Here is a 26540-nt window from a genome sequence, read left to right as displayed (position 1 = left end):
ATAAGCGATTATCATGAATTTAACATGCAGGTTTTCGTAACCCGGAAAGTCGCGGCTAGTCAATTTTATGATTTCGTAACAAATTTGTAACAAAGGTGAATTTCACACGAAATCGGTTGCGTAGGTGGGATATATTTTTTTACTTTGCTTAAGTTATTTTAATAGGGGTATTAAATAACTAATATTTAAGCCATCCGCGCTAAAGCGGATGGCTTTTTTTATATGACCTAACTCATAGAGGTTATAGGATTAAACTGAGAAAAGAATTTTATTCCTGGTAAATTAGTTAAAGCAATTTTTAAATTTTTGGCCTTCAGCCTCCTGTTAGCTTTCTGTAAGATATTCCTTTGATATCAGCATAAAAAGCTGGTCGTTATCAATAGATTCATCAAAACATTCGGTAAGTAACTGTTTGGCATCATCATATTTTAACAGTTTGGCTACCATGATGAGCATACGGCACGAGGTAATGTTGATATGCTCCAGTAATTGCAGGTACATGATGAGGTCCATATCGCCCAGGATAGACATGGCCTGTTTTTCATCTAAACAAAACTCATCCCTGATGATTGATTTGATGGGGTTACAATTTTTGTCGGATGGTGTCTCGTTGATTAGTTTATAAATCTCATCCATCCGGGCTATCTGCTTTTTTACGTCATCCCAAAATTCCTGTATAGCCTGCTGCAGAGCAGTAAATGATGCCTGTTTTATTAAATGGGCAAGGTTGGTGTTCAAATAGCGTTTGCCAAAATATATCCGGTTAAGGTTATGTACAAATACCTGTTTTAACAATTGCGGATCTAAAGGTTCGGTGTTCAAATTATCCATGACGTGAATGATGAAATTAAGTGCTGCGGTATTCAACTATAAAAATGCCAAATTGTTTAGGCTAATGCAATATTAACCCGCATTGTTTTATTTATATATCCAATTGGAGATATAAAGTAACTTTGCGCCCAGACACATACAGCTATGAAATATAAATTGGGCGACTTTGTGCGCTTTGTTGACGAAAAGATGGAGGGTTTTGTTACCCGTATAATTGATGATCAGATGATAGGGGTTACCGGCGAGGATGAGTTTGAGATACCCGTACTGGCCAGCAAGGTGACCTCGGTACATGGTTATGAACCTGCCGGCGCAAAAAAAGCCACAATAGATAATGAAACACCGGTATTTGCCGGCGAATTTGAAAAAAAAGGTATTTACCTGGGCGTGGTTGCCGATGCTAAGGCTAATTCAGTAGTGCATTTTCATTTGGTAAATACTACCTCGTTTCAATTACTGGCGGCGCTTACTACCGAAAAACAACAGGTGTTTAAAGGCGAGTTTGCCGAAGTAGTAGCGCCGGGATCGGCTGTGAAGATCTACTCGGCTCAACTGGCCGATTTGCAGTTGTGGCCTACGTTTATTTTTAATGTGGTTTACAGCACCAAGCAGAATATAGAACCTCCTGCACCTCTGGTAGTACGCGAAAAATTTAAAGCCAAGGATTTTTCGACCACCAAAAAGCAGATTCCTTTGTTAAAAGATACGGGCTGGCTCATTCGCCTGGATGAACCGGAAATGGTGATTGACGCGCAAAAATTAAAGGAAAGCTTTTTTAAATCGCCGGAAGAAAAAGTAGTATTGGACAAGCCATCCAATGAGGTTGATTTGCACATCGAAAAACTGCGCGATGATTACCAGTTTTTACAGAACAGCGAAATGCTGAACATACAACTGGCACACTTTCATAGAACGCTGGATGCAGCCATTGTACACCAGCTGCCCGATATGGTATTTATTCACGGTGCCGGAAACGGCGTATTGCGTAACGAACTGCACAAGGCCCTGGGCAAGCACCCCAAAGTACAAACCTTTATGGATGCCCGTAAAGAAAAATTTGGCTATGGCGCTACCAAGGTGATATTTAAGTAAAGTTTTGAGTTCGGGAGTCGATAATCTCGAGCTCTGAGTTTGTAAAATAAAACCTCCGGTAATCACTTGGCTTGAGTGAGTACCGGAGGTTTTTTTATTGATGCTGAAATTTATATATCACCATAAAATATTATCAATCAATAGGCAATTTGCTTTCGCATATATTTTTGAGTTGTAATAATATATTATTTATTAACGTTTACATCGTATAATAATTCATAAACTAATTTATCTTTTAACCAATTATTTACTTTTTATGAAAAAAATGCAATTGAATGCCTTGAGTATTGGAGGAGCTTTGTCAAGAGAACAAATGAAAACAGTTACAGGTGGAGGATATTATCCATGTGCCAGTCAATGTAATAGCGATGCTGATTGCCCGCAGATAAATGGTACCAGGGGCTGGTGTGTGATGTCATCTGTAGGAGACTGCCATAACAGGGATGGTTCGCTTCAGCCGCCTGTCGGATCCTGCGTGCTTTCGTCATATCCAGGATAATCATATTCATCTTATGTTTTGAAGGGAAATTTGAAATTTTTATTCCCAAAAAAACGGTATATTTGTATACAAGTCATAGCCCGCTTTTCTGGATAAAAGAAAAAGCGGGCTGTTTTGTTAAAGGAAAATATCACCCCAAAACCGACTGCTTGGTATGTAGTTATTTGCTCGTCAATTATTTGATACTTTTTAAACTTTTCAAAACAAGTTAAAATCGCGTTGAAATTTGTTAAAAAGTGTTAAAATGAATGGTTTTGAGTCAATTTTAAGAGGTTTTAGGCCCGTTTTTGGGCAGAAAAGTGTTAAAATTTAAGGTTTAAAAAGTTTTACAGGGCTATTTTAAACCGGGCAGGGAGTAGCAAAACGCAGCGCCTTTCTGGCTGCCATTTTCAACCCAGATACGACCGCTCATTTTTTCGATAAAATCTTTGCAGATCATCAGGGCTACGCCAGCGCCTTTTTCTTTTTCGTTGTTATAGTGCATGGCTACCTTAAAGTTGAATATCGACTCCATTTTTTCTGAGGAGATACCTTTGCCTTCGTCCAATACGCAAAGTGTGGTTTCGCCAGAATGAGTTGTGGCAGAAATAGAAATGGTAGAGTAGCGGGGCGAAAACTTGATAGCATTGTGTATAAAGTTACGGTGGATAAATTGTACCAGTTCTTTATCGGCATGTATCACGATATCGCTGCCTACATTATTCAAAAATTTAAGCTGATATTCTTCGCTAATGAGGCTGAAGGGTTGCAGGGCTTCATCAATCAGTTCTCTGAGCCGTAATGGCTTAGGCTCGTAGCTAAAACCAGAGAGTTGTTGTTTGATCCATTGTAAAATGTTCTCGAATATTTCGAGCGAGATACTGGAGGAGTGTTCCATGGTGTCTACCAGTTCCATCAGCTCTTCGCGGGTAAATGAATCGGCATCTTTTAAAACTGTAGCCAGGGTTTTCAGGGTGCCTATCGGTTGTCTGAAATCATGCGCCAGTATGGATACCAGGCGGTTGTTAAATTCATGATCAATCTCCAGTTTTTCATTACGTAATAATACGGATCGGTTGAGCGCTTCGAGCGTTACCGTATGTTTCTTCTTGAGGCGGTATAAACGATAAATAAAAAGCACGGTTACTGCCGTTAGTAAAAAAAGCACGCCTAGTATAATAGCCACTATTTGCCTGTTTTTACTGCGGATGGTTATGGCCTCCAATTGTTGATCTTTTAAGGCATAATCTATATAGTCAAAACCCGAGGTGTTGTTGAATTGCTCTTCATCGTCATACAGTTTGAGTAGTTTCTTACCATAGTATTGAACCTCTGGCAGGTTGTTACGGGCTATGTATATATCATATAAGTGCTTGCCAAATATTTTTTGATACATATGATAGCCCTTTACATCGGCAATATTAAGGCCCTGTTTATACCGCGCAATAGCTTTAGCCGTATCAACGGGGTTGTATAGGTCGCCAAGGGATTGGATAATATCAAGGCTCAGATAATTCAGGTCCATAGCTATACCTTTAGCTGCTGTTTCTTCCAGCAGGCGGATACCTTTTTCGCGTTGTTTGTTCTTTAAATATAACTGTGCCTGTATCTGGTCGGTAACCAGCAACGACCGGTTGTCTTTATATCTGGTAGCTATCTGTCTGGCTTTTGCCAGGTAAATGGCAATAGAATCTTTAGGAATACGATCAGGATATAAAAGCAAATAATCACAAAGCACAAGTGACATAATTGAATCCTTCTTTAGCTTGCCGCCCAGGCTTATGGCTTTTCTTAATATCTCTACAGACTTTTTTTCTTCATTATTTTCACTGAAAACAAGACCTATATTCATAAGGGTCTGCACCACATTTGATGAATCATGTATGGTCATATAATGATTATGAGCATCATTATAATAGCGCAGGGATAATTGAAGATTGCCCCTCAGGTCATAAACTATACCCAATGTGTTCAACGCATCGGCAATACCCTGCCGGTATTTTAATCTTTCGGAAATAGCCCGGGCACGTTTAGCATAATAAAAGGTACTGTCGAGGTTATTTTCATACATTAATATCCCTAAACGGTTAAGTGCATCGGCATATTTAATGCTATCTGTAATATGGGGCAGTTCTTTTTTAATTTTGGCAATATCCTGCACCTGGCTATAACTACAGATAGCGGCAAACAATAGCGGTATAAAACAAATTATGCGTTTTTGCATGAAATGGTATTTCGTTAACCAGCAACTTTTACGGAGTTGAGACTATAATCTAAATATAATGTATACGAAATAAAATACGCAGGGTTGAATATATATTAAATAAAAATATCAGAGGAATAAGATGAATGACCGGCGGTATAATAATGAGCAATTATTCGCCCCAGGCGGTAATAATCAGGTTGCGCTGGCCACCATAGTTACGGTGTTCGCACAAATAAATACCCTGCCACATACCCAATGCCAACCTGCCGTTACGGATGGGGATCATGACCGAGCTGCCCAGTAAAGCGGCTTTTAAATGTGCGGGCATATCATCAGGCCCCTCATCATCATGATGATAGTCGGGGTCATTTTCGGGGACGGTTTTGCTAAAATACATTTCAAAATCACGCCGAACTGTAGGGTCGGCATTTTCATTAATGGTTAGGGACGCCGAAGTGTGTTGAATAAAAACCTGCATAATCCCGGTTTTAATTTGCCCTAGTTGCGGCAGGGCATGTATAACTTCGGTGGTAATTAAATGAAAGCCTCTCTTTCGTTCTTTAAGCAGAAGCATTTGCTGGTGTATTTGCATGGGATATAAAGCAGGTATTTTTATTTAATACGTAGTTTATGTTATTATTAAGGATGCTTAATATAGTATAAATTTTAATAGAAGGGGGTAATGATGATGTCTTTTTTTGTATTTGTAAATAATAATTTTAATTTGTAGTATAGTGTGCAATTAGAAAACACAAATTGGCAAATATTGAAACGGATTTTATGGCTGATGTTGAGGCTGTAAGCAGTATAGACGCAGTACCCTCCATATTAGAAGTTATTTGCCGAACCACGGGAATGGGCTTTGCCGCGGTAGCCCGGGTTACCTCAGACAGGTGGATAGCCTGTGCTGTTCGTGATGAGATACAATTTGGCCTAAAACCCGGTAGTGAATTAAAAGTAGAAACCACCATTTGCCATGAAATACGCCAAAATCACCAGGCCGTTGTAATTGACCATGTAGTCGAGGATGAGCTTTACGCACATCACCATACCCCGGCAATGTATGGCATCCAGAGCTATATTTCTATGCCAATTATGCTTAAGGACGGAAGCTTTTTTGGTACATTGTGCGCTATCGACCCCCGGCCGGCCCGTTTAAAGAATCCTGAAACCATAGGTATGTTTAAACTTTTTGCCGAGTTGATCGCTTTCCATCTGAATGCAATAGAGCGGCTTGCGCTAAGTGAGTCGAAGTTGAAGGATGAGCTCAAAACCGCAGAGCTGCGCGAACAGTTTATTGCTATACTGGGGCATGATCTGCGTAATCCACTTGGGGCAGTTTCAAACGTAGCCCAACTGTTATTGCGGATGCCGCTTGATGAACGTACCAAGCGTTTGGCCACCATTGTGCAGGATTCATCATACCGGATGAAGGAAATGATTGAGAATATCCTTGATTTTGCAAGTGGCCGATTGGGTGGGGGAATTACCCTGATCCGGAAAAATGATGAACCTTTGGCAGATACACTTAACCAGGTACTCACCGAGCTAAGATTAATATGGCCCGATCGTGTTATCAATGTTCAACTCCATATAACTCAGCCGGTAAATTGTGATAGAAGGCGCATAGCCCAGTTGTTTTCAAATTTATTAAGTAATGCGCTCGCGCATGGAGAAAAGGACACTCCGATTGATGTAAAGGCTTTTACTGTTGAGAACGGGTTTGTTTTGTCGGTATCTAATTTTGCTGAGCAAATATCCGAAGAAATCATGGAACGACTTTTTCAGCCATTTTCACGCGGAGATATTAAGCCTGGCCAAAAGGGGTTAGGGCTCGGTTTATACATTGCCTCTGAAATTGCCAATGCGCATGAAGGCACGCTTACGGTAAGCTCTGCTGATGGAGAGGTTTGTTTCACTTTACAAATACCAGTAAAATAGAGTTGGATAAGATGCTAGCTGAATATAAAGAAGTTGTTATTGATCTTTTTGATAACATATCATAATGCCTTCTTCAATTCCGCGAGTTTAGTTTCATATTCTGTCATATCCTGATCTTTATTTTCCCGGATGAATTTCTCCAGCGCGTTAACATATTCCTGTAAAAAACTGTGATCGTTTGGACTGGTTTCATATTGAATACGAGCTTTATTCAGATCGCTTAGCCCTTCGGATAATTTGGCATGTTTTCCATCTTCCGATTCATCGTATAAAATCACAATGTTTTTTTCATATCCAGGGATAAATTTGGCTGGAAATTCCTGCCCTTCCTGCGGTATATTAATGGAATTTGCAATAGGATAAATGGCAGCCGTCATGGTTGAAAAAGTGCCTTGAGTATAGCTCCCGTCCAGTTTTTTTACAATAAAATCGTAGTCAAATATGGGCGAGTCGTTAAGGGTGGAGTTGGTTTCTGTAGCCTTGGTAATTACCGCAGTAGTTCTTGTTCCAAAGGCATTCAAAAACGCTGCATTTAAATATTGTGTGGTAAAAGCGCCAATAATTGATAGTATAAAAGCTGCGATGGGAAAGGCTATTTTACCAAATTTAAAAGCAAGTAGTATGGCAATTACCATGAGGCAAAGTGCAAACAGAAATCCGTGATGGCTTATAAAATAAAGCAGGCGTGATAAAAAAACCATAAGTATTAGGTTTATAAATGGCCAACACATATCTGATATATTTTGTTTGAGCTTGAGGTGCGATGAACCAGTCTTTTATATGGTTATGAGAAGTGGATACTTATACCTGGTTTGCCTTTTTGAAGGCTGAAGGAGTTTGCTGAAAATGTGCTTTAAAAGCATTACTTAAATGGCTTTCATCGGTGTACCCAAATTCATCTGCCAGCTGCGACAAGGTTTTGTCCCGATAGATCAACTGGTGGGCGATTAGCTTTAGGGCGTATTCCTGTATATATTTTTTGTAGGAACTTCCTGTAGCCTTACTGAAATACTGGTTAAAATAGGTTTTGCTGATATAAAATGTATCGGCAATATTTTGGAGGGATAATAATTGTTTATTGGTGATATGCTGATCAATATAATTGAGTATGGTCTGTATCTTATCATCTTTTGGCTTAACCATATTTTGATCGGTTTCTTTAGCCATAATGGATAGCACCAATGCCAGTGCATTTTTGATGATGATATTTTGATAGCTGTTTTTTTTCCGGTGTTCGGCTATAATCAAATCCATCAGTTGGATGATCTGCTGCCTGCTCCCCGCCAGATCCATTTTGCGATGTGGTGATGATAAGCGGGTAAATACCTGTTTAAAATCGGCATCAAGTAACAGATCCTGGAAAAAGCCTTCATGAAATTTGATAATGCAGATCACACATTTTTCCTCAAAAACAAAAAAGTGGGTATCCTGCGGTGCGAGTACAAACAGATCACCTTTTTGGTACGGATAACTACGGTCGTTAATCATGTGCTGCCCTTTGCCTCGCATGATATATTGTAATTCGTAATGGGTGTGTTTATGCACAGGCAGGTGCCATTCATTTTTAATGACATAGGCGATGTCGAACTTTTGAGTAAGATTCCTGATATGCATAGGCGAAAATTACGACTTAAATTTAATTTTCGCCTATATATAGAACAGGGCAGCCTGTTGGGCCACCCTGTTTTAAATTATAAAAGATGCAGTTATACTAACAATATCCCGCCATCTATAATAAATTCGGACCCGGTGATAAAACCAGCCGCATCATCACTAAGATAGGTTACTATGCTGGCTACTTCTTCAGAAGTACCCATGCGTTTCAAAGGTGATTTAGTGATCAGGCTGTCTTTTATGGTGCTTAAAGTGGCATCATCTAAACCTGCTTTGTGCATGATTTCTGTTGCAATAGGGCCCGGACTTACTGCGTTTACCCTGATTTTACGCGGAGCCAGTTCCAATGCTGCCGATTTCATCACCGAATTTAATGCCGCTTTACTGGCCGAATATACGGATGAGGCAACGCTGGTTGTGCTCGCAACTATCGATGACAGGAAAACAACGGACCCACCATCGCGCAAAATTGGGATGAACTTACTTAGTGTAAAATAGGCTCCTTTAAAGTTGATGTTCATGATGTCATCAAAGTGCTGTTCTGAAACATTTTCGATGGGAGATATGGCAGCGATGCCTGCATTGATGAATAGAATGTCAACCTGGCCATATTTTTCGGTAACGGTGGCCACTAACTGCTCTGTGTCATTGATATCAGCCTGATTGGCAACAAGTCCTGTCACACCCAGATCGGCTGCAGCCTTTTCCAGGGCATCTTTCCGGCGACCGGTGATGATCACGGTTGCACCTTTTTCTTTCAACTCTTTGGCAGCCGCATAACCTATGCCGCTATTACCGCCTGTAACTACGGCTATTTTGTTCTGAAAATTACTCATTTCTGTGTTTTTTTATTTAATGATGCAAATGTATTGCGTAAATGATATAATTTTGTAACCAGTATCACAGAGTATACCAAGTAGCAGTATGGGAACAGAATATTCATTAGATAACATGACACCGGAAATTAAAGCCATGCATGAGGTTATTTATGGCATTGACGGTAAAAGAAATGAGGCACGGGAAATTCAGGCATTGCAGGACACCATTTATGTAATCGGTGGCAAGTGGAAGTTGCCCATTATCAACTCTATATGCAACGGCAACAAACGTTTCAGGGAAATTGAACGGAGTATACCGGGCATAACTACCAGGATGCTTTCGAGAGAGTTAAGGGATATGGAATTGAATAAGCTAATTACGCGGACGGTGAACCCGGGTCCGCCGATTTTGGTGGAATATGAATCAACAGATTATTGTAAAACTTTTGGGCATATCATATTTGAAATGATCAAATGGGGTATAGATCATCGCGAAAAATTGAAGAAAGAACAATAGTCTAACTCTTATCGTCTGCTAAACCCAATCGCATGGTTAACATATGAGGTGCAAATCCTACTTTTTCATAGGCTTTTAATGCAGCGGTATTAACGGCATAAACCTCCAGTCTTATCTCGGTGATACCCTGCTGTTCAGACCATTGTTTAAGGGCATCTATAATTAATTTGTTTACACCTTTGCCCCTGTGCTCAGGCATTACATACATAAAACCCAGGTGAGCGTGCTGCTGATGTTTTAAATAAGGTTTGGAATCAACAATACGGGCATAACCACAACCAATAAGTTGTGAATCCACTTCTGCTACTATCATTCTGGCATCTGTGGCTTCAATTAATTCGGGGATGTTATAATAATAAAGTGGCCCGGGTTTTAAGGTACGATCAAAAGGACGTTCAGACTCTACCAATGCCTGTTTAAATTCAAACAATATATCCAGGTCTTTTAACTCTGCTTTTCTAATATTTATTTGCTCCATTTTATAGCCTCCGATATCTGGTAAAATTATAAGTTTGTTTCGGTATTGGTACTCATTCTTCAATTTTCCACCGCCCTGAAAATATTTTAACCTATTTGTCCAGTTTTAAAAAGAGTGTTCGTCATTAGATTTTAAAACTTAAAAACTTAATAAAATGAAAGAGTTCCTATTTGTATTCAGAAACAATTCTGTTGGTGCACCACAAGGATCACCAGAAGAAATGCAGGCTATTACCCAAAAATGGATGGATTGGGTAGGCGGTATCGCTGCTCAAAATAAACTGGTTAATCGTGGAAATCGCCTGTTTGGGGATGGTAAAGTGGTGAGAAGCAATAATGTTATTACCGATGGCCCCTATACCGAAATTAAAGAACTGATCGGTGGTTATACCCTGGTTAAAGCCGAATCATTAGAAGAGGCTGCTGAATTGGCTAAAGGCTGCCCTATTTTAGCTTTTGGCGGCAACGTAGAAGTAAGAGAAATTAACCCTTTATAAAATAATGTGGTTTAAACAAGAAGCCTTTACCCAGCGTAAAGGCTTCTTGTTTTTTAGTAATTGGCTTGTCCAATATCCAGGCGGCTTATTCGGCCTTCAGGGTTAATGATTGCCCTCCATTAATTAAAATACCCGCATCATATCAATAGCTGCCTTAAACCTTTCAGTTTTCATGGCCGCCAACATCGTATTTAACAATATTTTACCATATTGTAATTTACCCTCATAGGTATCCAGTAATATTTTTCCGCTCATCAGCATAGCTCCGAATTCGGCCATTCCCGGCTGAACCATATCGGTATCGTGCACGTGATTGGCAGGTTTTTGAGCAGCTGCTAACTTGAGCATGATCATAGCGTAATACATACGGCATATTTGCTGCATCAGGAAAAAGCGCGCTCTTTTATATTCATCCAATTGCTCCCCAAAGTAGGTCTGCAAAAAAATAGCTTCATCCTCCTGATTGTGGACAAAAGTTTTAGCTACAATAGCCAGATCCACATATCTGTCGTTCTGAAAAGCGGCTTCCCAATCAATCACCCAGATCTTTTTTCCATCAAACAAAATGTTATTGGGATTCAAGTCGTTATGGCTCGATACCATATCGGTGTCATGACGAGGGTATGCCTTCTGAATTTCGGCGTAAAGAGAAAAATACTCCGCGGTAACATGTTCGGGGAATATATGTAATGCTTTAAACTGTTCTATAAATATATCAACCCCATCTAAAAAGTTTACCAGTTTTGGAAAAAGAGGGAGCTCATGCATGGCTTTAATGGTGTTACCCAGCGCCGTAATGAGGTCCTTGCCCGAAGCAAAACCTTCACGTAAAGATTTATTTTGTACAAAGTCTGTTATAGCCAGGGCATCCTCATCATTAGAATAATAAACATGTGGCGCTATGTTAGCCGAGGCAGCCAATCCCATACAAATATGTTGACGCGGTGGATCATGCATTTCATCAGCATGCATCACTATGCGGAGCAGGTAATCTTTACCTTCGACAGTCATACGATACACTAATGCTGATGAAAGACCGCCGGTTAGTAATTGTATGTCCTCAATCTCATTATGATTAAATAGGTATTTAAGCGCATTTTTTACAGCACTAAATTTGCTTTCGGGTATAGTAGTTGTTAATAGATCTGTTTTCATAAAAGGCCTCCAATGCCATCCAATATTTCAGGGAGTTTTTCAATTTTTTTGATTTTTGATTTTGGGAAAATATCGAGTGCTACGTGTTCGGCTGTTTTTACCGATTCTTCCAGCAAACGTTTACCACCTGGGGCCAGTACCACATAACTTACCCGGGCATCGCGTTCATTGCTTTCACGTGATACCAGCCCAATTTTTTCCATAGGGGCCAACATACGGGTAATGCCTGATGCCGTAAAGCCAATTTTATCGGCCAGGTCAACCCTTCTCATTTTTTCATGTGGTGCCTGCGACAGGTGGTATAGTATTACAAAGTCATTAAATCCTAAGCCGTAACCGCTCAGCTGGGCATCAAAGCGGCGGTTCACTATAGTTTGCGCCTTTGCCAGGTTAATGATGAATTTTAATGTGGAATTGATATCAGTCATTTTTGTTGTAAAGTACTTGATTTGTCAAATATTTTGCAAATATATAAATATTCAGAATATCAAAGTGTATTTCTTAAAATAGATCAGGATTCAAAATACTCAACAGGCTCCAGATCATTTAATTCAGCATCGGTAAATAATCTCGATCGAATGATAAAACGGATGCCCATAGGTATTTCTAACGAAAAGCTGGAACCGCGGCCAGGAGTAACATCAAGTGTTAAGTGTGTATGCTTCCAGTACTCAAACTGATCAATGCTCATGAAAAATTCGCAGCCATAAATGTCGCCTATTTTAACATCATTACTGCCTATTTTAAACTCGCCCTTTTCAAAGCACATAGGCGATGAGCCGTCACAGCATCCACCGCTTTGGTGAAACATAAGTTCGCCAAATTTACCGCGTAAGTCGTCTATCACTTTCTCGGCTGCGGGGGTAATCGAAACTCTTTTGGTCATGATCATGAATTAAAAAAGGCGCCGCAAAAAGTCAGTCCTTTTGCAGCTGCCTTTTGTTAAAGACTAAAAGAAGCCCAGTTTGTTTTTATTATAAGAGATCAGCATATTTTTTGTTTGACGATAATAATTCAGCATCATTTTATGATTTTCCCTGCCAAAGCCCGATTTTTTATAGCCGCCAAATGGTGCATGAGCCGGATAAGCATGATAACAATTTACCCAAACGCGCCCGGCTTGTATAGCACGGGGTACCTGGTAAATCTCATGCGCGTCGCGGGTCCATACGCCCGCGCCTAAACCATACAGGGTATCGTTTGCAATTGCAATAGCTTCTTCGGTAGTTTTAAAGGTGGTTACGGAAACTACCGGGCCAAAGATCTCTTCCTGAAAAATGCGCATTTTGTTATGGCCTTTAAATATGGTCGGCTTTATATAATAACCATCACTTAAATCGCCGCTAAGTTTTTGGGCATCGCCGCCTGCAAGCACTTCGGCACCTTCTTTTTTACCAATGTCCAGATAGCTTAATATTTTTTCATACTGATCATTAGAAGCCTGTGCGCCCATCATAGTATCCGAATCAAGCGGATCGCCCATTTTGATGGCATTGGTACGGGCCAGAACACGCTCCATAAACTTATCGTAAATTTTTTCGTGCACCAGCATCCGCGACGGACAGGTACAAACCTCACCCTGGTTAAGTGCAAAGAGAACAGCTCCTTCAACAGCTTTGTCAAAAAACTCATCGTCTGCATCACCCACTGATTCAAAGAATATATTGGGCGATTTGCCTCCGAGTTCCATGGTTACCGGTATCAGGTTTTCTGAAGCATATTGCATGATCAGACGGCCGGTAGTGGTTTCACCGGTAAAGGCAACTTTACTTATTTTGGATGATGTGGCCAGTGGTTTACCCGCTTCAGGTCCAAACCCTGTGACTATGTTTAATACTCCCGGAGGCAATATATCACCAATCAATTCCATCAGAATCATGATGCTGGTTGGTGTTTGCTCGGCCGGTTTCACTACTGTACAACATCCCGCGGCCAGGGCTGGCGCAATTTTCCAGGTGGCCATTAACAAAGGGAAGTTCCATGGAATGATTTGCCCTACCACACCCAAAGGCTCCTGCAGGTTAATGCTTACGGTAAACTCATCATGTTCAGATATGCTGCTTTCTTCAGCACGTATAGCACCAGCAAAGTACCTGAAATGATCAACAACTAGCGGCAAATCGGCGGCCATCGTTTCGCGAATAGCTTTACCGTTATCAATGGTTTCTACAGTTGCCAGGTAGGGGAGGTTATCTTCTATCACCTGGGCTATTTTTAACAGCAGGTTACTTCGGGTGGTAGCCGATGTTTTGCTCCATGTTTTAAAAGCTTCGGTAGCAGCATCTACAGCGGCATCAATATCCTCTTTGGTTGAGCGGGCTGCTTTGGTAAAAGGCTTACCGTCAATAGGCGATATATTATCAAAATATTCTCCCTTAATCGGTGGCACAAATTTGCCTCCGATAAAATTGTCGTACTTATCCTTAAAGGATGGTCTTTGTGCAATACTCATAGTTGTTTTTCAGTTTAATTGGTAGTACTAAGTTAGTTGCTTGTACCCTAAAGTTTTTGCACTATACTATCAATTAAGTGCACTATTGTTACATTTTATAAAATGATTGCCAACTGTCATAAACTATCCCTAACTTGTTTTAAAATAGACCTGTTATGAATGAGAGAAACCTGGTATCGCCTTTTACCCTTAGCGGCAAAAAGGAGCTCAGAACACTGGTTGAAAACCGTAAAGCTTATACTTTAAATCATTGCGAACTTAATATCTACGAAACCTATGAACGCAGTGAACTGGTGCCATTAACGTTTAGCGACCTGGTAATTACCAGTATGTTAAGGGGTAAAAAAGTGATGCATTTGTTTGATAAGCCGGGCTTTGATTATTTACCGGGCGAAACCGTTATTGTACCCCCAAACGTAACTATGACTATTGATTTTCCGGAAGCGTCAGAAATAAATCCTTCGCAATGTACAGCCCTGGCCATCAACCAACAGGAAATACGCAATACACTTGATTTTTTGAATGAAAATTACCCACGTGCCAATAATGATCTTTGGCAGCTTAATTACCAGCAATTCCATTTTTTTAATAACTACGAATTGGCCCAGCTGATCAATAAACTCATTGGTATCAGTACAGGTGATAATTTAGCTAAAGATGTGCTGGCCAATTTAACGCTCAAAGAATTACTGATCCGCATTATGCAAATGCAAAATCTGCATGAAATGAAAGATAATCTTAATCAAATGTCTACAAGCAACCGTTTTGCTTATATTTTGCAATACATTAAAGCGCACCTGACCGAAAAGCTAAATATTGATGCCCTGAGCCAGATGGCTTATATGAGTAAGGCCAGCTTTTTTAGAACGTTTAAGCACGAGTTGGGTGTTTCGCCGGTTGATTATATCATTAAGGAAAGAATACAACTGGCTAAGCAATTTATGCAAAACCCTTATTGCAGTATTGCTGATGCCTGTTTTAAAGCCGGGTTTAATAATCAGCATTATTTTAGCAGGGTTTTTCGTAAGATGGTGGGCACCACTCCAAGTCTTTACAAAGCAGGTATCGTCAAAACAATCAATTAATATTTGTGTGAGGATATGTATCCTTAAATAAATAATTTGATAGCCGCAATCACAGCCCTGGGAGAGCTGATATGAGGAAAATGACCTTTGGCGTCGATAAACTTTAACTTGCTGTTTGCGATGTGTGCATGCAGATAGTAAGCTACTTCGGCAGGTACAGCGATATCATCCCATGATTGTAGCAGCAATACTTCTTTTTTGAGTTGGTGCAGCCGGTCGCGAACATCAGATTCAAATATGACCCTGGCTACCTCTAATGCAATATCAGGCCTGATGGCTGATAAGGTATAGGCAAATTGTTGCGCAAGTTCCGGCTGTTCGGGATTACCCATGGCTACTTCAGAAAAACCGTTGGCCCAGGCGCAATAATTACCGGCCATTGATCCGTACATAGCATCCAGCACGGCTTGGGTAAAGCCCCCTGTATAATGATCCTGTTCGTCATTCAAATACCGTGGTGAGGCGCCAATGAATACCAGTTTTGAAAAATGCTGGGGCTTTTGAGCGGCGGCCAGCAGGGTGACCATTGAGCTCACGGAATGCGCGATTATAATGGCATTTTGTAAATTCAAATCAACCATTATATCCAGCATATCATCAACATAAGCAGAAAGCTGGTTGTATTTTTCCGGAATATACTCGTCGGGGTCTGCGCTGCCCGCGCCAACATTATCAAACAACACTATACGGTAATTGGCTTTAAAATCATCTTTAACCCAGTTCCAGGCGGTTTGGTCTGTTCCAAAGCCGTGGGCAAATACAATTGTTTCGGTAGCATTAAGGTTACCCTCAATAGTTATATTATTCTTTTTTTGAATTATATTATTCATAAAACAGATACATAAATATTCAGGTAGATGGGGCTCTAAGATATAATTTCTATTGATGAAAATGCAGGAAAACTAAATAATCTGTTTTAAATGTTAATAATACAGTATATATTAGCCCTGCTTAAATAAAGCGCCATTATATAACTAAATCGATCTGCCTTGCAGATAACATAAATCCAGAACCAATGAAAAAACTACTTTTGTGTGTTTTCCTTTTGAATATGGTTACCGCGGCAATGGCAGCTGGGCCCAGGCTGGCTGATACTGTTGTTAAAGGTGCCACTGTGCCCACCGAAATTGAAGATCCACGTAATATCGGGATCAACAAAGAGCCGGCGCATGCTTCATTAATGCCCTATGCCAATTTGCAGGAAGCACTTAAAGCAAACAGGCATGCCTCATCTTTATGCAGAAGCCTGAATGGTTTATGGAAGTTTAATTGGGTATCATGGCCGCAACAACGCCCGGTTGATTTTTATAAAACATCTTATGATGTATCTGCCTGGAAAGATATCAAGGTGCCTTCAAACTGGCAGATAGAAGGTTATGGTACGCCTTACTACAGCAATTTTACCTACATTTTTAAAAAGGATTTTCCTCATGTGATGAGTGAGCCACCCAGAAAATATACGGCCTATGCCGAACGTAATCCGGTAGGGAGCTACAGACGCGATTTTGAAGTGCCCGCTGACTGGAAAGGCCGTAGGATATTTATCACTTTTGATGGTGTTGATGCCGGATTTTTTATCTGGATAAACGGAAAAAAAGTAGGATATAGCGTAAATAGTCGTAATGCTGCTGAGTTTGATATAACCAAATATGTACAGCCGGGAAAAAATATGGTAGCTGTTGAGGTTTATCGTTTTACAACGGGAAGCTATTTGGAAGATCAGGATATGTGGCGGTTGAGTGGTATTTTTCGTAATGTAAGTTTATGGAGCGCTCCTCAGGAACATATCAGGGATTATTTTATTAAAACCAATCTGGATAAGCAATATAAAAATGCCGTGGTTGAGGTAAGTGCCCAGGTTAAAAATTACGGCAGCAGTGCTACTAAAGCCAATCAATTAACAGCAACGCTTTACAATGGCTCTACCGTAGTAAAAGGTGCTACCGGCAATGTGCCTGCTTTAAAACCGGGCGAAGAGATCACTGTAAAGCTGAGCTTTCCGGTTAATAACCCTCAAAAATGGACGGCTGAAACGCCCAAATTATATACTACGGTATTAAGCTTAAAAAGCGGGAATAATACCAGTGAAACCATCTCCTCACGCACAGGTTTCCGCTCTATTGAAATTAAAGGACGCATATTTACCATCAATGGAGTGCGTGTAAAACTTAAAGGTGTTAACCGCCATGAAAATTGGCCGGAAGTTGGGCACGCGGTTACTGAAGAGCAAATGATCAGGGATATTGTACTGATTAAACAAGCTAATTGCAACCATGTACGTACTTGTCATTATTCAGATGATCCACGTTGGTATGAACTATGTGATCAATATGGTATTTACCTGGTTGCCGAAGCCAACCTCGAAAACCATGGCGCCTGGGATGATTTTAATGAAGACCCACGAATAAAAGATGCTATTATTGACCGGAATGTAGCTAATGTTCAAAACTTTAAGAACCATCCTTCGGTGATCATCTGGTCGTTAGGTAATGAGTGTGGCAGCGGAGGCTCTAACTTTAGGGCTGCTTTGGATATGGTGAAAAAGCTCGATCCTACACGCCCTACGCACTACCAGGGTTTTGGTATCGGCGAAAAAAATCCGGCAGATATAGACAGTGATATGTACACCGATCTGGAGAATACCGAAAAGATAGCCAATGATGATAAATACACTAAACCATTTTATCTGTGCGAGTATGCCCATGCTATGTTTAACTCTATGGGCTCTGTTGATGAGTATAACGATCTGTTTGATAAATATCCCACACTTTTAGGCGGTTGTATATGGGAATGGCAGGATCAAGGCATCTGGAACAGGCGCGATCCCAAGCATCCAATATTGGCCTTTGGTGGTGGTTTTGGAGAGTATCCGAATGATCATTACTTTATTCATAAAGGTGTAGTTGCGTCTGATCGCTCGCTTAAACCGCATTATCCCGAGTTAAAACATGCTTATCAATGGATAGGGGTAAAAGCCAAAGATATAACCAAGGGCATCATCACTATTAAAAACAAGTATCAATTTATTAATCTTGATGGTTTTATCGGTAACTGGGAACTAAGCGAAAATGGTGTGGTTACTACCAAAGGTAATTTTGATATAGGTAAAATAAATCCTGGCGAAGAAAAGGATGTCAAAATTCCTTATGACATCATCAGTAAGCTTAAGCCCGATGCAGAATATTTTCTGCGCGTATCGTTTACCTATAAAGCTGATAAAATGTGGGCCAAAAAGGGTTTTGAAGCGGCATCGCAACAACTGGAGTTTCCAGCAAAGAACATTGTCTTAAAGAAAGACCCTGCGGGTGATCAACCTCTGGAATTGTCAAATGGAAATAGCGAGATAAAAGTAAAAGGCAAAAACTTTAAAATAGAGTTTGATAAAAAGACCGGCACATTTGATAAGTTGGAGAAGAATGGCGAAAATGTGCTGGAAAATAACGGCGGGCCAATGCTTCATCTGTGGCGAGCCCCGCACCGTAATGACGATATGTGGGCTAATGAAGGTTGGGAGAAAAATGGAATTAAAAAACTTACATGGGTAGCTGATAGCGTTACCGCAACCCAGTCCGCTCCTAACAGAGTAGTGATTAGCGCCAGCTTAATTGGTACAGGTAAACAAGGTTTTACAGTACATCATAAGGTAACTTATGAAATATGGGGTAATGGTGTTATCAAGGCGCAAAACAAGGTGTCTTTTAGTGACCCTAAAGTGGTTTTGGCCAGGTTGGGCGTACGTTTATTCCTGAAAAAAGATTTTGATCAATTCTCTTATTTCGGTCGTGGGCCAATGGAAACTTATGCCGACAGAAAGCGTGGCTTTGACATTGGTGTTTATTCAAGTACAGTAAAACAGCAGGTAACGCCATATGAAAAACCAATGGAGAACGGGAATCACGAGGATATTCGCTGGGCAAAACTTACCGGTAAGGATGGATCATTAACAGTTAAACATGTTGGCGGATTTCTGCAGGTTTCGGCACAGCCTCATAGTGATGAAGAAATGGAGCCGGTTGAGTATAAAATTGATCTTCCTAAAAGTAAAGCCACGGTGTTAACCATAAGCGCCCATACATTAGGGGTAGGCTCAAATTCCTGTGGACCGCGACCGTTAGATAAATATACAGTATATGCGAAGCCTGATGATTTTTCCTATGAACTAGATCTGTAAGCGAATCATCTGTTTTTACGAGCAATAAAAAAGCGGGTAAGATATTTTCTTACCCGCTTTTGTTATGAAAAAAATAAATTAATTAGGCGCAACAGGCGAAGTAGCATTGGTATACGGCCAGGTACCTGGCGTTGGTACCGATACACCTTTATTATTACCACGTTGGTTGTTATCAGCACCGAAGTAATATAGTGGCCAGCCTTTGTAAACCAGTTGTGTTTTTCCGAATACAGTTATGGTTTGAAACTGGGTTTTATCCAAAACAGAAGGGACATTCAATACTGCTTTAACAGCAGTGTCAATAGGCCACACTTTATTGTTGCTGAAAGTAGAGTTAGTGAAATTGTTGGTTTTAAATTTGTCGTGGCTAAAAGAGTATAGCGTTTGGCCACGATCATCCACAATATATTGAGTTACACCATCACCGGGTTTAAGGTCGCTATTGTATTTAACACCGTCATTACCGGTTAATTGGTTGTTGCTTACCATAACGGTATAATCTGGTTTGGCGACGAACCAGGTGTTACCTACTTTATCGCCATTGATATCGCCAGCATTGGCATCATTTTGATAATAATAAAGTGGCCAGCCTTTGTAAGTGGTTTGTTTTGATCCATCGGTGCGGGTAATGGTACCAAAATCTTTGATATCTAAGCCATTGTCCAAAGTAAGATTTGCCTGGTAAAAAGTGGGCCAAACTACAGAACATCCGCCATTGCAACCTGAATTTCCATTAGCGTCAATGGCAAAAAAGTATAACGTTTTGCCTTTAGCGTCGGTAAGGATATTACCAAATTTTACATTGGTTGATAATTTAACTGCATTAGCCGGAACAGGCTGATCTGGCGTGCTTTTACTATTGTTGTTTTTTGAACATGATGAACTGGCAAACATAGCAGCAATGCCAACAATTGCGAGGGGTAGATTTTTAAGTAAATTCATTGTACTGGTTAAAAGTGGTTAATAATAATCTTTTATAACCCCAATACGTTGTGAAAATAGCCGATGGTTGCCTGCAATAAAAAATAATATGAATAAGATAAATGTTAGTTTATTGTAAAGCGCCAGCCTCAGACATGAGTTTTTCTGATCTCAGTTCAACCGAAATGCATTTGCCAATAAGTTAATGCCTATTGTTAATTTAGCAACAATAGGGTGTTAATATTTGTAGTATTTTATTTTTTGTGACAGTTTAATGTAATTTTGTTTCAATGATGTCGTTTTAATCGACAATTACTTTAAACTTTATCACGAAAATTCTGGCTAATGAGCTGTCAATAAAATGATTTTATCAAAAAAATAGACAGCCTTGTTATGTTTAGATGATTTACAACGTCCTTATCAATAATTATGAAGAAAACTTTATTATCAGCCGTTACTTTACTGTTTTTAGGTGCAAAAACTTTTTCACAAACCGTACCAGTAGGGAGTTATGCGGAAGATATTGCCAGACGAAATCAATTATTGGGAAAGAGCGATAATACTTCATCTTTTACTGTAAGGCCTGTAAACGATGAATGGCACGATACCGATTCATCGTTTAAACAACTTCTGGCCAGCAAAACATACGGTAATTTTCAGTTTATGGGTAAGCCCTCCGGTATTCAAATATTACCCTTTAATTGGTTAAATGATTATAACGTTAGGAGACCATATGGTTATAATAATTCATCATTGTATCCTGCTGCCGGTTACCAGACCAGGGTTAGCGGAGGGTTTTTATTAAAGGCGGGCATATTTACAGTACAGGTAAAGCCAGAGTTTGTATATGCCCAAAATAAACGCTTTGATACTTTTGCTGATGTGCAAGTTAATACCACCAATAAGCAGCTTTTAAATGCGTATTATTTTAACATAAATGGTATTGATGCCCCGGAAAGGTTTGGTAATAAATCGCTACAGCATTTATATCCAGGGCAATCAAAAGTAACTGTCAACTTTAAAAATATAGAAGCTGGTATTTCAACAGAAAATATATGGTGGGGGCCAGGTGTGCAAAACTCCATCATGATGAGTAATTCTGCACCCGGTTTTTTGCATTGGACATTTAATTCAGTTAAGCCTATTAAAACCATAATAGGGTCATTTGAATGGCAGATAATTGGGGGGAATTTAAAACAGTCCGGTTATCTTCCAATTGATACGAACCGGATAGTGAGTGCCAAAGGTTTATTTATTCCTAAGCCCGAAGTTACCCGATATATATCTGCTTATACGATTAACTGGCAACCTAAATGGTTAAAGGGTTTGTATTTAGGACTAACCGGATACGATTATCTGGATAAAGATTCACTTTATCATAAAAGGAATATCATTCAAAAATTATTTCCAGTAATTACCGGTTCATCGCTCAAAGCGAACGATGTATCTAACAGTACCCGTGGAGATGGCCAGGACTTCGCATTTGCTCTTAATATACGCCAGTTATTGCCTCTTTATAATGCTGAGCTTTATTTTGAGTGGGCCAGAAATGACAGAACAGGAAGCATTAATGACTTTTTGCAGGAGCCTGATCATTCAGCTGCCATTACTTTAGGTGGCCGCAAGTTATTTGAGCTTTCTAAAGATAGTTATATACAGGTAAAAGCCGAACTAACCCAACTGCAACGAGAATCTACGTTTTTGTTAAGAGATGAACCTACCTGGTATACACATATCACGAGCCCCAGAGATGGGTATACTAATGATGGAAGGTATGTTGGTGCCGGCATTGGGCCAGGAAGTAACAGTTTTATGTTTGATATAAGTTATTTAAAGGGAATGAACTCCTTTGGCCTAACATTAGAGCGACAAGTTCATAATAATGATTTGTATTATACTGCTTTTACAGGTACAGGAAATTTTAGCTCGCATTGGGTAGATATAAACAGCACATTTTATGCTAACATGAAATTTAAAAAATATTTGATTTCTGCTGAGGTAACCCCGGTCTATTCTTTAAATTACCAGTATAATCATGGCAATGGTTATAATTTACACGCAAGACTCAATTTTACCTATTACTTTGAATAATGAATAAAGTAAATTTATTGCAGGGGAAATGTTATACTTTGTATTTAGTTTGCGTAATATGGCTAACACCTTTTAGAAATTGATACGAAAGACAGTCTAAAATATTATTACTGCAAAAAATAACCTTAAAAAATTATCTTTGCGAAATTTTTCAAACTATTAATAAATAATTAATGAGCTTTGAGTTTTAAATAAATGATAAACAAGATACATTCTATACAATCATCAATCCGTAAACCAATATACTTGTTATCGGCAACTTAACAGTTGATCAACTATTGATACGATCATTCTCGATATGATAAGAGAAAGGTAGGTCTTGTACCAAAAACAAATAAGAAAAGAAGCTGTATAAAGTACAACATTTCCAACCAATATAAATTACAATGATTTTAGAAGCGCTACAGGATCATCAGAATACTACACAACGGGTTATAGACGAACTTACAAGTGATATTGCACAGGCCTGTCAAATGATATCAGACACTATAAAAGGAGGCAACAAGGTTTTACTTGCGGGTAATGGAGGCAGTGCTGCCGATGCTCAACATATTGCTGCTGAATTGAGTGGAAGATTTGTTAAGGAGCGAAGGGCCTTGCCTGGTATAGCATTAACGGTTGATACATCGGCACTTACGGCAATAGCTAATGATTACGGTTATGATCATGTTTTTTCACGACAGGTGGAAGCTTTTGCACATGAGGGCGACTTGTTTATTGGCATTTCAACCAGCGGCAATAGTCAGGGTATACTTAATGCATTTAAAACAGCTACAAAATTTAAATGTAAAACCCTGGGTCTATCAGGGCGTGACGGAGGTAAAATGAATGGTATATGTGATTTGAATATCGTAATACCATCCAATGTAACCGCCCGCATACAGGAAATGCATATATTGATAGGACATATTCTTTGCCAATCAGTTGATAGTTTATTTGAATAGCCTATCAGCATCATAAATCAATCGCACCCATTCAACAAGAAATTAATACATGAGAATAGACCTCGAAAAAACCCTGGTAAACAAAATAACTAATATCTCCCTGCTTAAAACTCAGGTCCAAAATTGGCAAAGTAAAGGGCTAAAAGTCGTTTTTACCAATGGGGTATTTGATCTTCTGCATATTGGTCACATCACTTATCTCGCTAAAGCTGCAGAACTGGGTGAAAAACTCATTATTGGTCTCAATTCGGATAGCTCGGTAAAACGTATCAAAGGCGAAAGCCGGCCGGTTAATGATCAAAATAGCCGGGCTGCAATATTGGCCGCCCTGTTTTTTGTTGATGCTGTTGTAGTTTTTGAAGATGACACCCCGCTTAATCTCATCAGTAGCTTATTACCTGATGTTCTGGTAAAGGGAGCTGATTATTCCGTAGAAAATATTGTAGGGAACAAAGAAGTATTAGCCAATGGTGGTGAAGTAAAGACCATTGATTTAGTGAAAGGCTATTCATCAACCTCTATAATTGAAAAAATCAGGCAGCAAATTCCTGGTAAGGCTTAAAAAATTAAAATATCAGTTATTCTTTTTAGTGTATGGTTGACTTAAGTACATGATTAATAAATTAATAATTGAACATTAAATAATATAAAATTTTACAATCGTCTTAAATAACAAATTGGTTTACCTTTGCAAAAATCTAAATCAATTTATTGCGGGGTTCCGGATTCCGATATTTTAAAAAATGGCTAAAACTAGTTTCCTCATATTTCTGTTTGTTGCAATGTTTTGTTTTGGAGCAATTAATCACGTTTCGGCACAAATTAATGTTCAAAATTTATCATCTGTCAATATAGATGACGTACCTGACCAACAAATTATTCAATTATTACAACAAGCTCAAAATAGTGGTTTAAGTGATGCGGAATTAATCAGGCAGGCGCAGTCAAGAGGGATGTCAAGTGCACAGGTTCAGAAATTGCAAACAAGGATACAGGATATACGAAGTAAAGCAAGCGGAAAAAAGGCACAGGCAGATACCACGGAAGATGCAAACGGCAGAATAGTAACAGGACGTAAACTGAATTATAAGCCAGATAGTCTTGATACTTCGGATGCTAACAAAAAAGACATGTTTGAGAACTTAAGGCCTAAAATATTTGGCGCCGATCTGTTCAAAAATAAAAATAGTTCTTTTGAGCCCAATTTAAAGTTGGCTACCCCGATAAATTATATTATCGGGCCTGATGATCAGTTAAATGTTAATGTTTACGGAAATTCATCAGTCAATTGGAAACTAGAGGTATCACCAGAAGGAAACATTACTATTCCAAATGTTGGCGTAATAAATGTGGGTGGCAAAACTATTGAACAAGCAACATCGCAAATCAAAAACAGACTTTCAGCCAGTAATTATGCCATAGGCCATGGTACTAACGTACAAATAACACTTGGCAATATCAGGAGTATTAAAGTCATTATAGTAGGACAGGTACAAAAACCAGGTACCTATACCTTGCCTTCGCTTGCTACTGTTTTTAATGCTTTATATATGTCAGGAGGGCCAACGGATAATGGTAGTCTGCGTCAAATTGAGATTATCAGGAACAACAGGATCATCAGGCATCTGGATGTGTATGATTTTATAGTAAAAGGCAGTCAGAAGGATAATATTTCATTACAAGATCAGGACATAGTGCGGGTACCTACTTATCGTACCCGTGTGCAACTGATAGGACAAATAAAAATACCCGCATTATTTGAGGTTTTGCCAGGAGAAACTCTGGATAATATTTTAAATTATGCAGGTGGTTTTACCGATAGCGCTTACACAGCACGTATAAAAGTTTCACAAATTAGCGATCAACAGCGGAAAATAACCGATGTAGTAGAAGCAGATTATAAGAACTATATACCATTAAGGGGGGATAAATACACTATAGAGTCAGTTATTGAGCGGTTTGAAAATAGAGTTGTAATAAAAGGTGCCGTTTTTAAACCGGGCGATTATGAATTACAGAATGGCTTAACATTAAACCAATTAATTGCAAACGCGGCAGGTTTAAAAGAAGATGCTTTTATGGAACGGGGAACTATCACACGACTAAAAAGTGATAATAGTACCGAAATAATTGGCTTTAATGTTCGTGATGCTATTAACAAGACTGTAAATATCCCTCTGCAGCGGGAAGACATTGTTACTATATCATCTATATTTGATCTGCGCGATAAATATCAGATCATAATAAACGGTAGTGTACGGAACCCTGGAAAATTTGCTTTCTCCGAAAATATGAAAGTGGAGGATTTAATATTCAAAGCGGGGGGTTTTGCAGAAGGAGCCAGCACTAAGCGTATTGAAGTGGCCAGAAGAATAAGTGATGCAGATCCAAATTCAAAAAATAGTTCAGTTGCCCAGGTTTTCAGCGTCAATGTCGATGGACAGTTAAAACCATCTGAAGCCAATTTCGTATTACAACCTTTTGATATCGTATCTGTTTATACATTGCCGGGCTTTGAAAAACAAAAAACCGTTAAAGTAGAGGGAGAAGTAATGTATCCCGGATCTTATACCATAAAAACAAAAAATGAAAAGATTTCTGACCTGGTTGCTCGCGCAGGAGGCTTAACAGCATCTGCTGATGCAGAAGGGGGATCGTTAAAAAGAGAGAACATTGCTATATTGGGTATAGACAAGCGCAAGGCCGATACTTTAGCAATCGCCCGTGAAAGTATGGATCGCATATCTCGATTGAAAAGAACCTACAAGGACTCCACAAGAAATGAAGATACGGTAATGCGCAATAATTTTGTAGGCATTAATCTTCCCAAGATCCTAAAAACGCCCGGCTCAAAAGACGATCTGTTGTTGGAAGACGGGGATATTTTAAGAATTCCAAAACAACAACAAATAGTTCGTGTTAATGGTCAAGTATTATACCCAAGTGCTGTTGTATATGATCGATCAAAATCATTTAATGATTTTGTATATAACGCCGGTGGTTATGGTCCGGATGCATTAAGAAGAGGGGCCTACGTAGTTTATCCTAACGGAACAGTGAGAGGCACTAGGAAATTCTTATTCTTTAATAACCACCCATCAGTAAAACCAGGCAGTGAAATTTATGTGCCTAAAAAATCAGAATCTAAGGGCAATACAGCACAATCCATTTTAGGATTCACTACAGGGTTGGCTTCACTAGGAGCTATTATTTTAGGTATACTGAGCTTAAATAAATAAACTACAAAAAC

The 26540-nt window shown here is 39.4% G+C and carries 24 protein-coding genes; 11 read left to right on the top strand and 13 right to left on the bottom strand.

What is annotated here, in order from left to right; genetic code table 11:
* Positions 1-324 precede the first annotated feature (324 nt).
* Positions 325-831 carry a DUF892 family protein gene (locus G7092_RS11815; RefSeq protein WP_166089466.1) on the bottom strand — a complete coding sequence of 169 codons (507 nt, stop codon included), beginning with the start codon at positions 829-831 and terminating at the stop codon, positions 325-327.
* Between the two features lie 144 nt (positions 832-975).
* Between G7092_RS11815 and G7092_RS11810 the strand changes: the two genes are divergently transcribed.
* Positions 976-1923, top strand: coding sequence for a Smr/MutS family protein (locus G7092_RS11810; RefSeq protein ID WP_166089464.1), 948 nt, complete (start codon positions 976-978; stop codon positions 1921-1923).
* Between the two features lie 256 nt (positions 1924-2179).
* The gene (locus G7092_RS11805) at positions 2180-2422 is read left to right on the top strand and encodes a hypothetical protein (RefSeq protein ID WP_166089461.1); all 243 of its coding nucleotides are present in this window, start codon (positions 2180-2182) and stop codon (positions 2420-2422) included.
* A 334-nt stretch (positions 2423-2756) separates the two neighbouring features.
* Here G7092_RS11805 and G7092_RS11800 read toward each other — a convergent pair whose 3' ends face one another.
* Positions 2757-4625 carry a tetratricopeptide repeat-containing sensor histidine kinase gene (locus G7092_RS11800; protein WP_166089459.1) on the bottom strand — a complete coding sequence of 623 codons (1869 nt, stop codon included), beginning with the start codon at positions 4623-4625 and terminating at the stop codon, positions 2757-2759.
* 151 nt (positions 4626-4776) lie between these two features.
* Positions 4777-5199 carry a secondary thiamine-phosphate synthase enzyme YjbQ gene (locus G7092_RS11795; RefSeq protein WP_076377617.1) on the bottom strand — a complete coding sequence of 141 codons (423 nt, stop codon included), beginning with the start codon at positions 5197-5199 and terminating at the stop codon, positions 4777-4779.
* 164 nt (positions 5200-5363) lie between these two features.
* On the opposite strand from G7092_RS11795, the gene G7092_RS11790 reads away from it, so the two are divergent.
* The gene (locus tag G7092_RS11790; protein ID WP_235953816.1) at positions 5364-6548 is read left to right on the top strand and encodes a GAF domain-containing sensor histidine kinase; all 1185 of its coding nucleotides are present in this window, start codon (positions 5364-5366) and stop codon (positions 6546-6548) included.
* A 59-nt stretch (positions 6549-6607) separates the two neighbouring features.
* Here the strand turns inward: G7092_RS11790 and G7092_RS11785 are convergent, their stop codons facing one another.
* The 3 genes from G7092_RS11785 to G7092_RS11775 form a co-directional block, all read right to left on the bottom strand.
* Complete coding sequence (locus G7092_RS11785; RefSeq protein WP_166089457.1) at positions 6608-7249, bottom strand: hypothetical protein; 642 nt, start codon at positions 7247-7249, stop codon at positions 6608-6610.
* 100 nt (positions 7250-7349) lie between these two features.
* Positions 7350-8162, bottom strand: a complete 813-nt coding sequence (locus G7092_RS11780) for an AraC family transcriptional regulator (protein ID WP_166089455.1) — start codon at positions 8160-8162, stop codon at positions 7350-7352.
* A 92-nt stretch (positions 8163-8254) separates the two neighbouring features.
* Positions 8255-8998, bottom strand: a complete 744-nt coding sequence (locus G7092_RS11775) for an SDR family oxidoreductase (protein ID WP_166089452.1) — start codon at positions 8996-8998, stop codon at positions 8255-8257.
* Positions 8999-9086: 88 nt separating this feature from the next.
* Between G7092_RS11775 and G7092_RS11770 the strand changes: the two genes are divergently transcribed.
* Positions 9087-9497, top strand: a complete 411-nt coding sequence (locus tag G7092_RS11770) for a winged helix-turn-helix transcriptional regulator (protein ID WP_235953815.1) — start codon at positions 9087-9089, stop codon at positions 9495-9497.
* A gap of 1 nt (position 9498) precedes the next feature.
* On the opposite strand, the gene G7092_RS11765 is transcribed toward G7092_RS11770, so the two are convergent.
* Entirely contained in the window at positions 9499-9975 is a 477-nt protein-coding gene (locus G7092_RS11765; RefSeq protein ID WP_166089449.1) for a GNAT family N-acetyltransferase, read from the bottom strand.
* A gap of 154 nt (positions 9976-10129) precedes the next feature.
* On the opposite strand from G7092_RS11765, the gene G7092_RS11760 reads away from it, so the two are divergent.
* The gene (locus G7092_RS11760) at positions 10130-10471 is read left to right on the top strand and encodes a YciI family protein (RefSeq protein WP_166089446.1); all 342 of its coding nucleotides are present in this window, start codon (positions 10130-10132) and stop codon (positions 10469-10471) included.
* Between the two features lie 123 nt (positions 10472-10594).
* On the opposite strand, the gene G7092_RS11755 is transcribed toward G7092_RS11760, so the two are convergent.
* From G7092_RS11755 to G7092_RS11740, 4 genes are all read right to left on the bottom strand, one after another.
* Positions 10595-11626 carry a phosphotransferase gene (locus tag G7092_RS11755; RefSeq protein WP_166089444.1) on the bottom strand — a complete coding sequence of 344 codons (1032 nt, stop codon included), beginning with the start codon at positions 11624-11626 and terminating at the stop codon, positions 10595-10597.
* A complete protein-coding gene (locus tag G7092_RS11750) occupies positions 11623-12054 on the bottom strand; it encodes a MarR family winged helix-turn-helix transcriptional regulator (protein ID WP_166089442.1) in 432 nt (143 codons plus the stop codon). The genes G7092_RS11755 and G7092_RS11750 overlap by 4 nt, the downstream gene beginning before the upstream one ends.
* 83 nt (positions 12055-12137) lie before the next feature.
* The gene (locus G7092_RS11745; protein WP_202985259.1) at positions 12138-12512 is read right to left on the bottom strand and encodes a DUF779 domain-containing protein; all 375 of its coding nucleotides are present in this window, start codon (positions 12510-12512) and stop codon (positions 12138-12140) included.
* A 63-nt stretch (positions 12513-12575) separates the two neighbouring features.
* Positions 12576-14078, bottom strand: coding sequence for an aldehyde dehydrogenase family protein (locus G7092_RS11740; RefSeq protein WP_166089438.1), 1503 nt, complete (start codon positions 14076-14078; stop codon positions 12576-12578).
* 155 nt (positions 14079-14233) lie between these two features.
* Here G7092_RS11740 and G7092_RS11735 point away from each other — a divergent pair, with 155 nt between their 5' ends.
* A complete protein-coding gene (locus G7092_RS11735; protein ID WP_166089436.1) occupies positions 14234-15163 on the top strand; it encodes an AraC family transcriptional regulator in 930 nt (309 codons plus the stop codon).
* Positions 15164-15186: 23 nt separating this feature from the next.
* Here the strand turns inward: G7092_RS11735 and G7092_RS11730 are convergent, their stop codons facing one another.
* The gene (locus tag G7092_RS11730; protein ID WP_166089434.1) at positions 15187-15993 is read right to left on the bottom strand and encodes an alpha/beta fold hydrolase; all 807 of its coding nucleotides are present in this window, start codon (positions 15991-15993) and stop codon (positions 15187-15189) included.
* 185 nt (positions 15994-16178) lie between these two features.
* Here G7092_RS11730 and G7092_RS11725 point away from each other — a divergent pair, with 185 nt between their 5' ends.
* On the top strand, positions 16179-19334 hold the full coding sequence (locus tag G7092_RS11725) for a glycoside hydrolase family 2 TIM barrel-domain containing protein (RefSeq protein WP_166089432.1): 3156 nt from the start codon (positions 16179-16181) through the stop codon (positions 19332-19334).
* A gap of 78 nt (positions 19335-19412) precedes the next feature.
* Here G7092_RS11725 and G7092_RS11720 read toward each other — a convergent pair whose 3' ends face one another.
* Positions 19413-20276 (bottom strand): hypothetical protein, encoded by an 864-nt coding sequence (locus G7092_RS11720; RefSeq protein ID WP_202985258.1) that lies wholly within the window; start codon positions 20274-20276, stop codon positions 19413-19415.
* Between the two features lie 408 nt (positions 20277-20684).
* Between G7092_RS11720 and G7092_RS11715 the strand changes: the two genes are divergently transcribed.
* The 4 genes from G7092_RS11715 to G7092_RS11700 all read left to right on the top strand — a co-directional run bounded on the left by G7092_RS11715 (position 20685) and on the right by G7092_RS11700 (position 26529).
* Positions 20685-22346, top strand: a complete 1662-nt coding sequence (locus G7092_RS11715; protein WP_166089430.1) for a capsule assembly Wzi family protein — start codon at positions 20685-20687, stop codon at positions 22344-22346.
* Positions 22347-22732: 386 nt separating this feature from the next.
* The gene (locus G7092_RS11710; protein ID WP_166089428.1) at positions 22733-23290 is read left to right on the top strand and encodes a D-sedoheptulose 7-phosphate isomerase; all 558 of its coding nucleotides are present in this window, start codon (positions 22733-22735) and stop codon (positions 23288-23290) included.
* A gap of 49 nt (positions 23291-23339) precedes the next feature.
* A complete protein-coding gene (rfaE2, locus tag G7092_RS11705; RefSeq protein ID WP_166089425.1) occupies positions 23340-23852 on the top strand; it encodes a D-glycero-beta-D-manno-heptose 1-phosphate adenylyltransferase in 513 nt (170 codons plus the stop codon).
* Positions 23853-24033: 181 nt separating this feature from the next.
* Positions 24034-26529 carry an SLBB domain-containing protein gene (locus G7092_RS11700; RefSeq protein ID WP_166089423.1) on the top strand — a complete coding sequence of 832 codons (2496 nt, stop codon included), beginning with the start codon at positions 24034-24036 and terminating at the stop codon, positions 26527-26529.
* The last annotated feature ends 11 nt before the right edge of the window (positions 26530-26540 follow it).

This window comes from Mucilaginibacter inviolabilis, from assembly GCF_011089895.1.
Lineage (GTDB): Bacteria > Bacteroidota > Bacteroidia > Sphingobacteriales > Sphingobacteriaceae > Mucilaginibacter > Mucilaginibacter inviolabilis.
The sequence above is the reverse complement of the archived record's forward strand: the minus strand, read 5'-3'. Positions and strand labels throughout refer to the sequence as shown.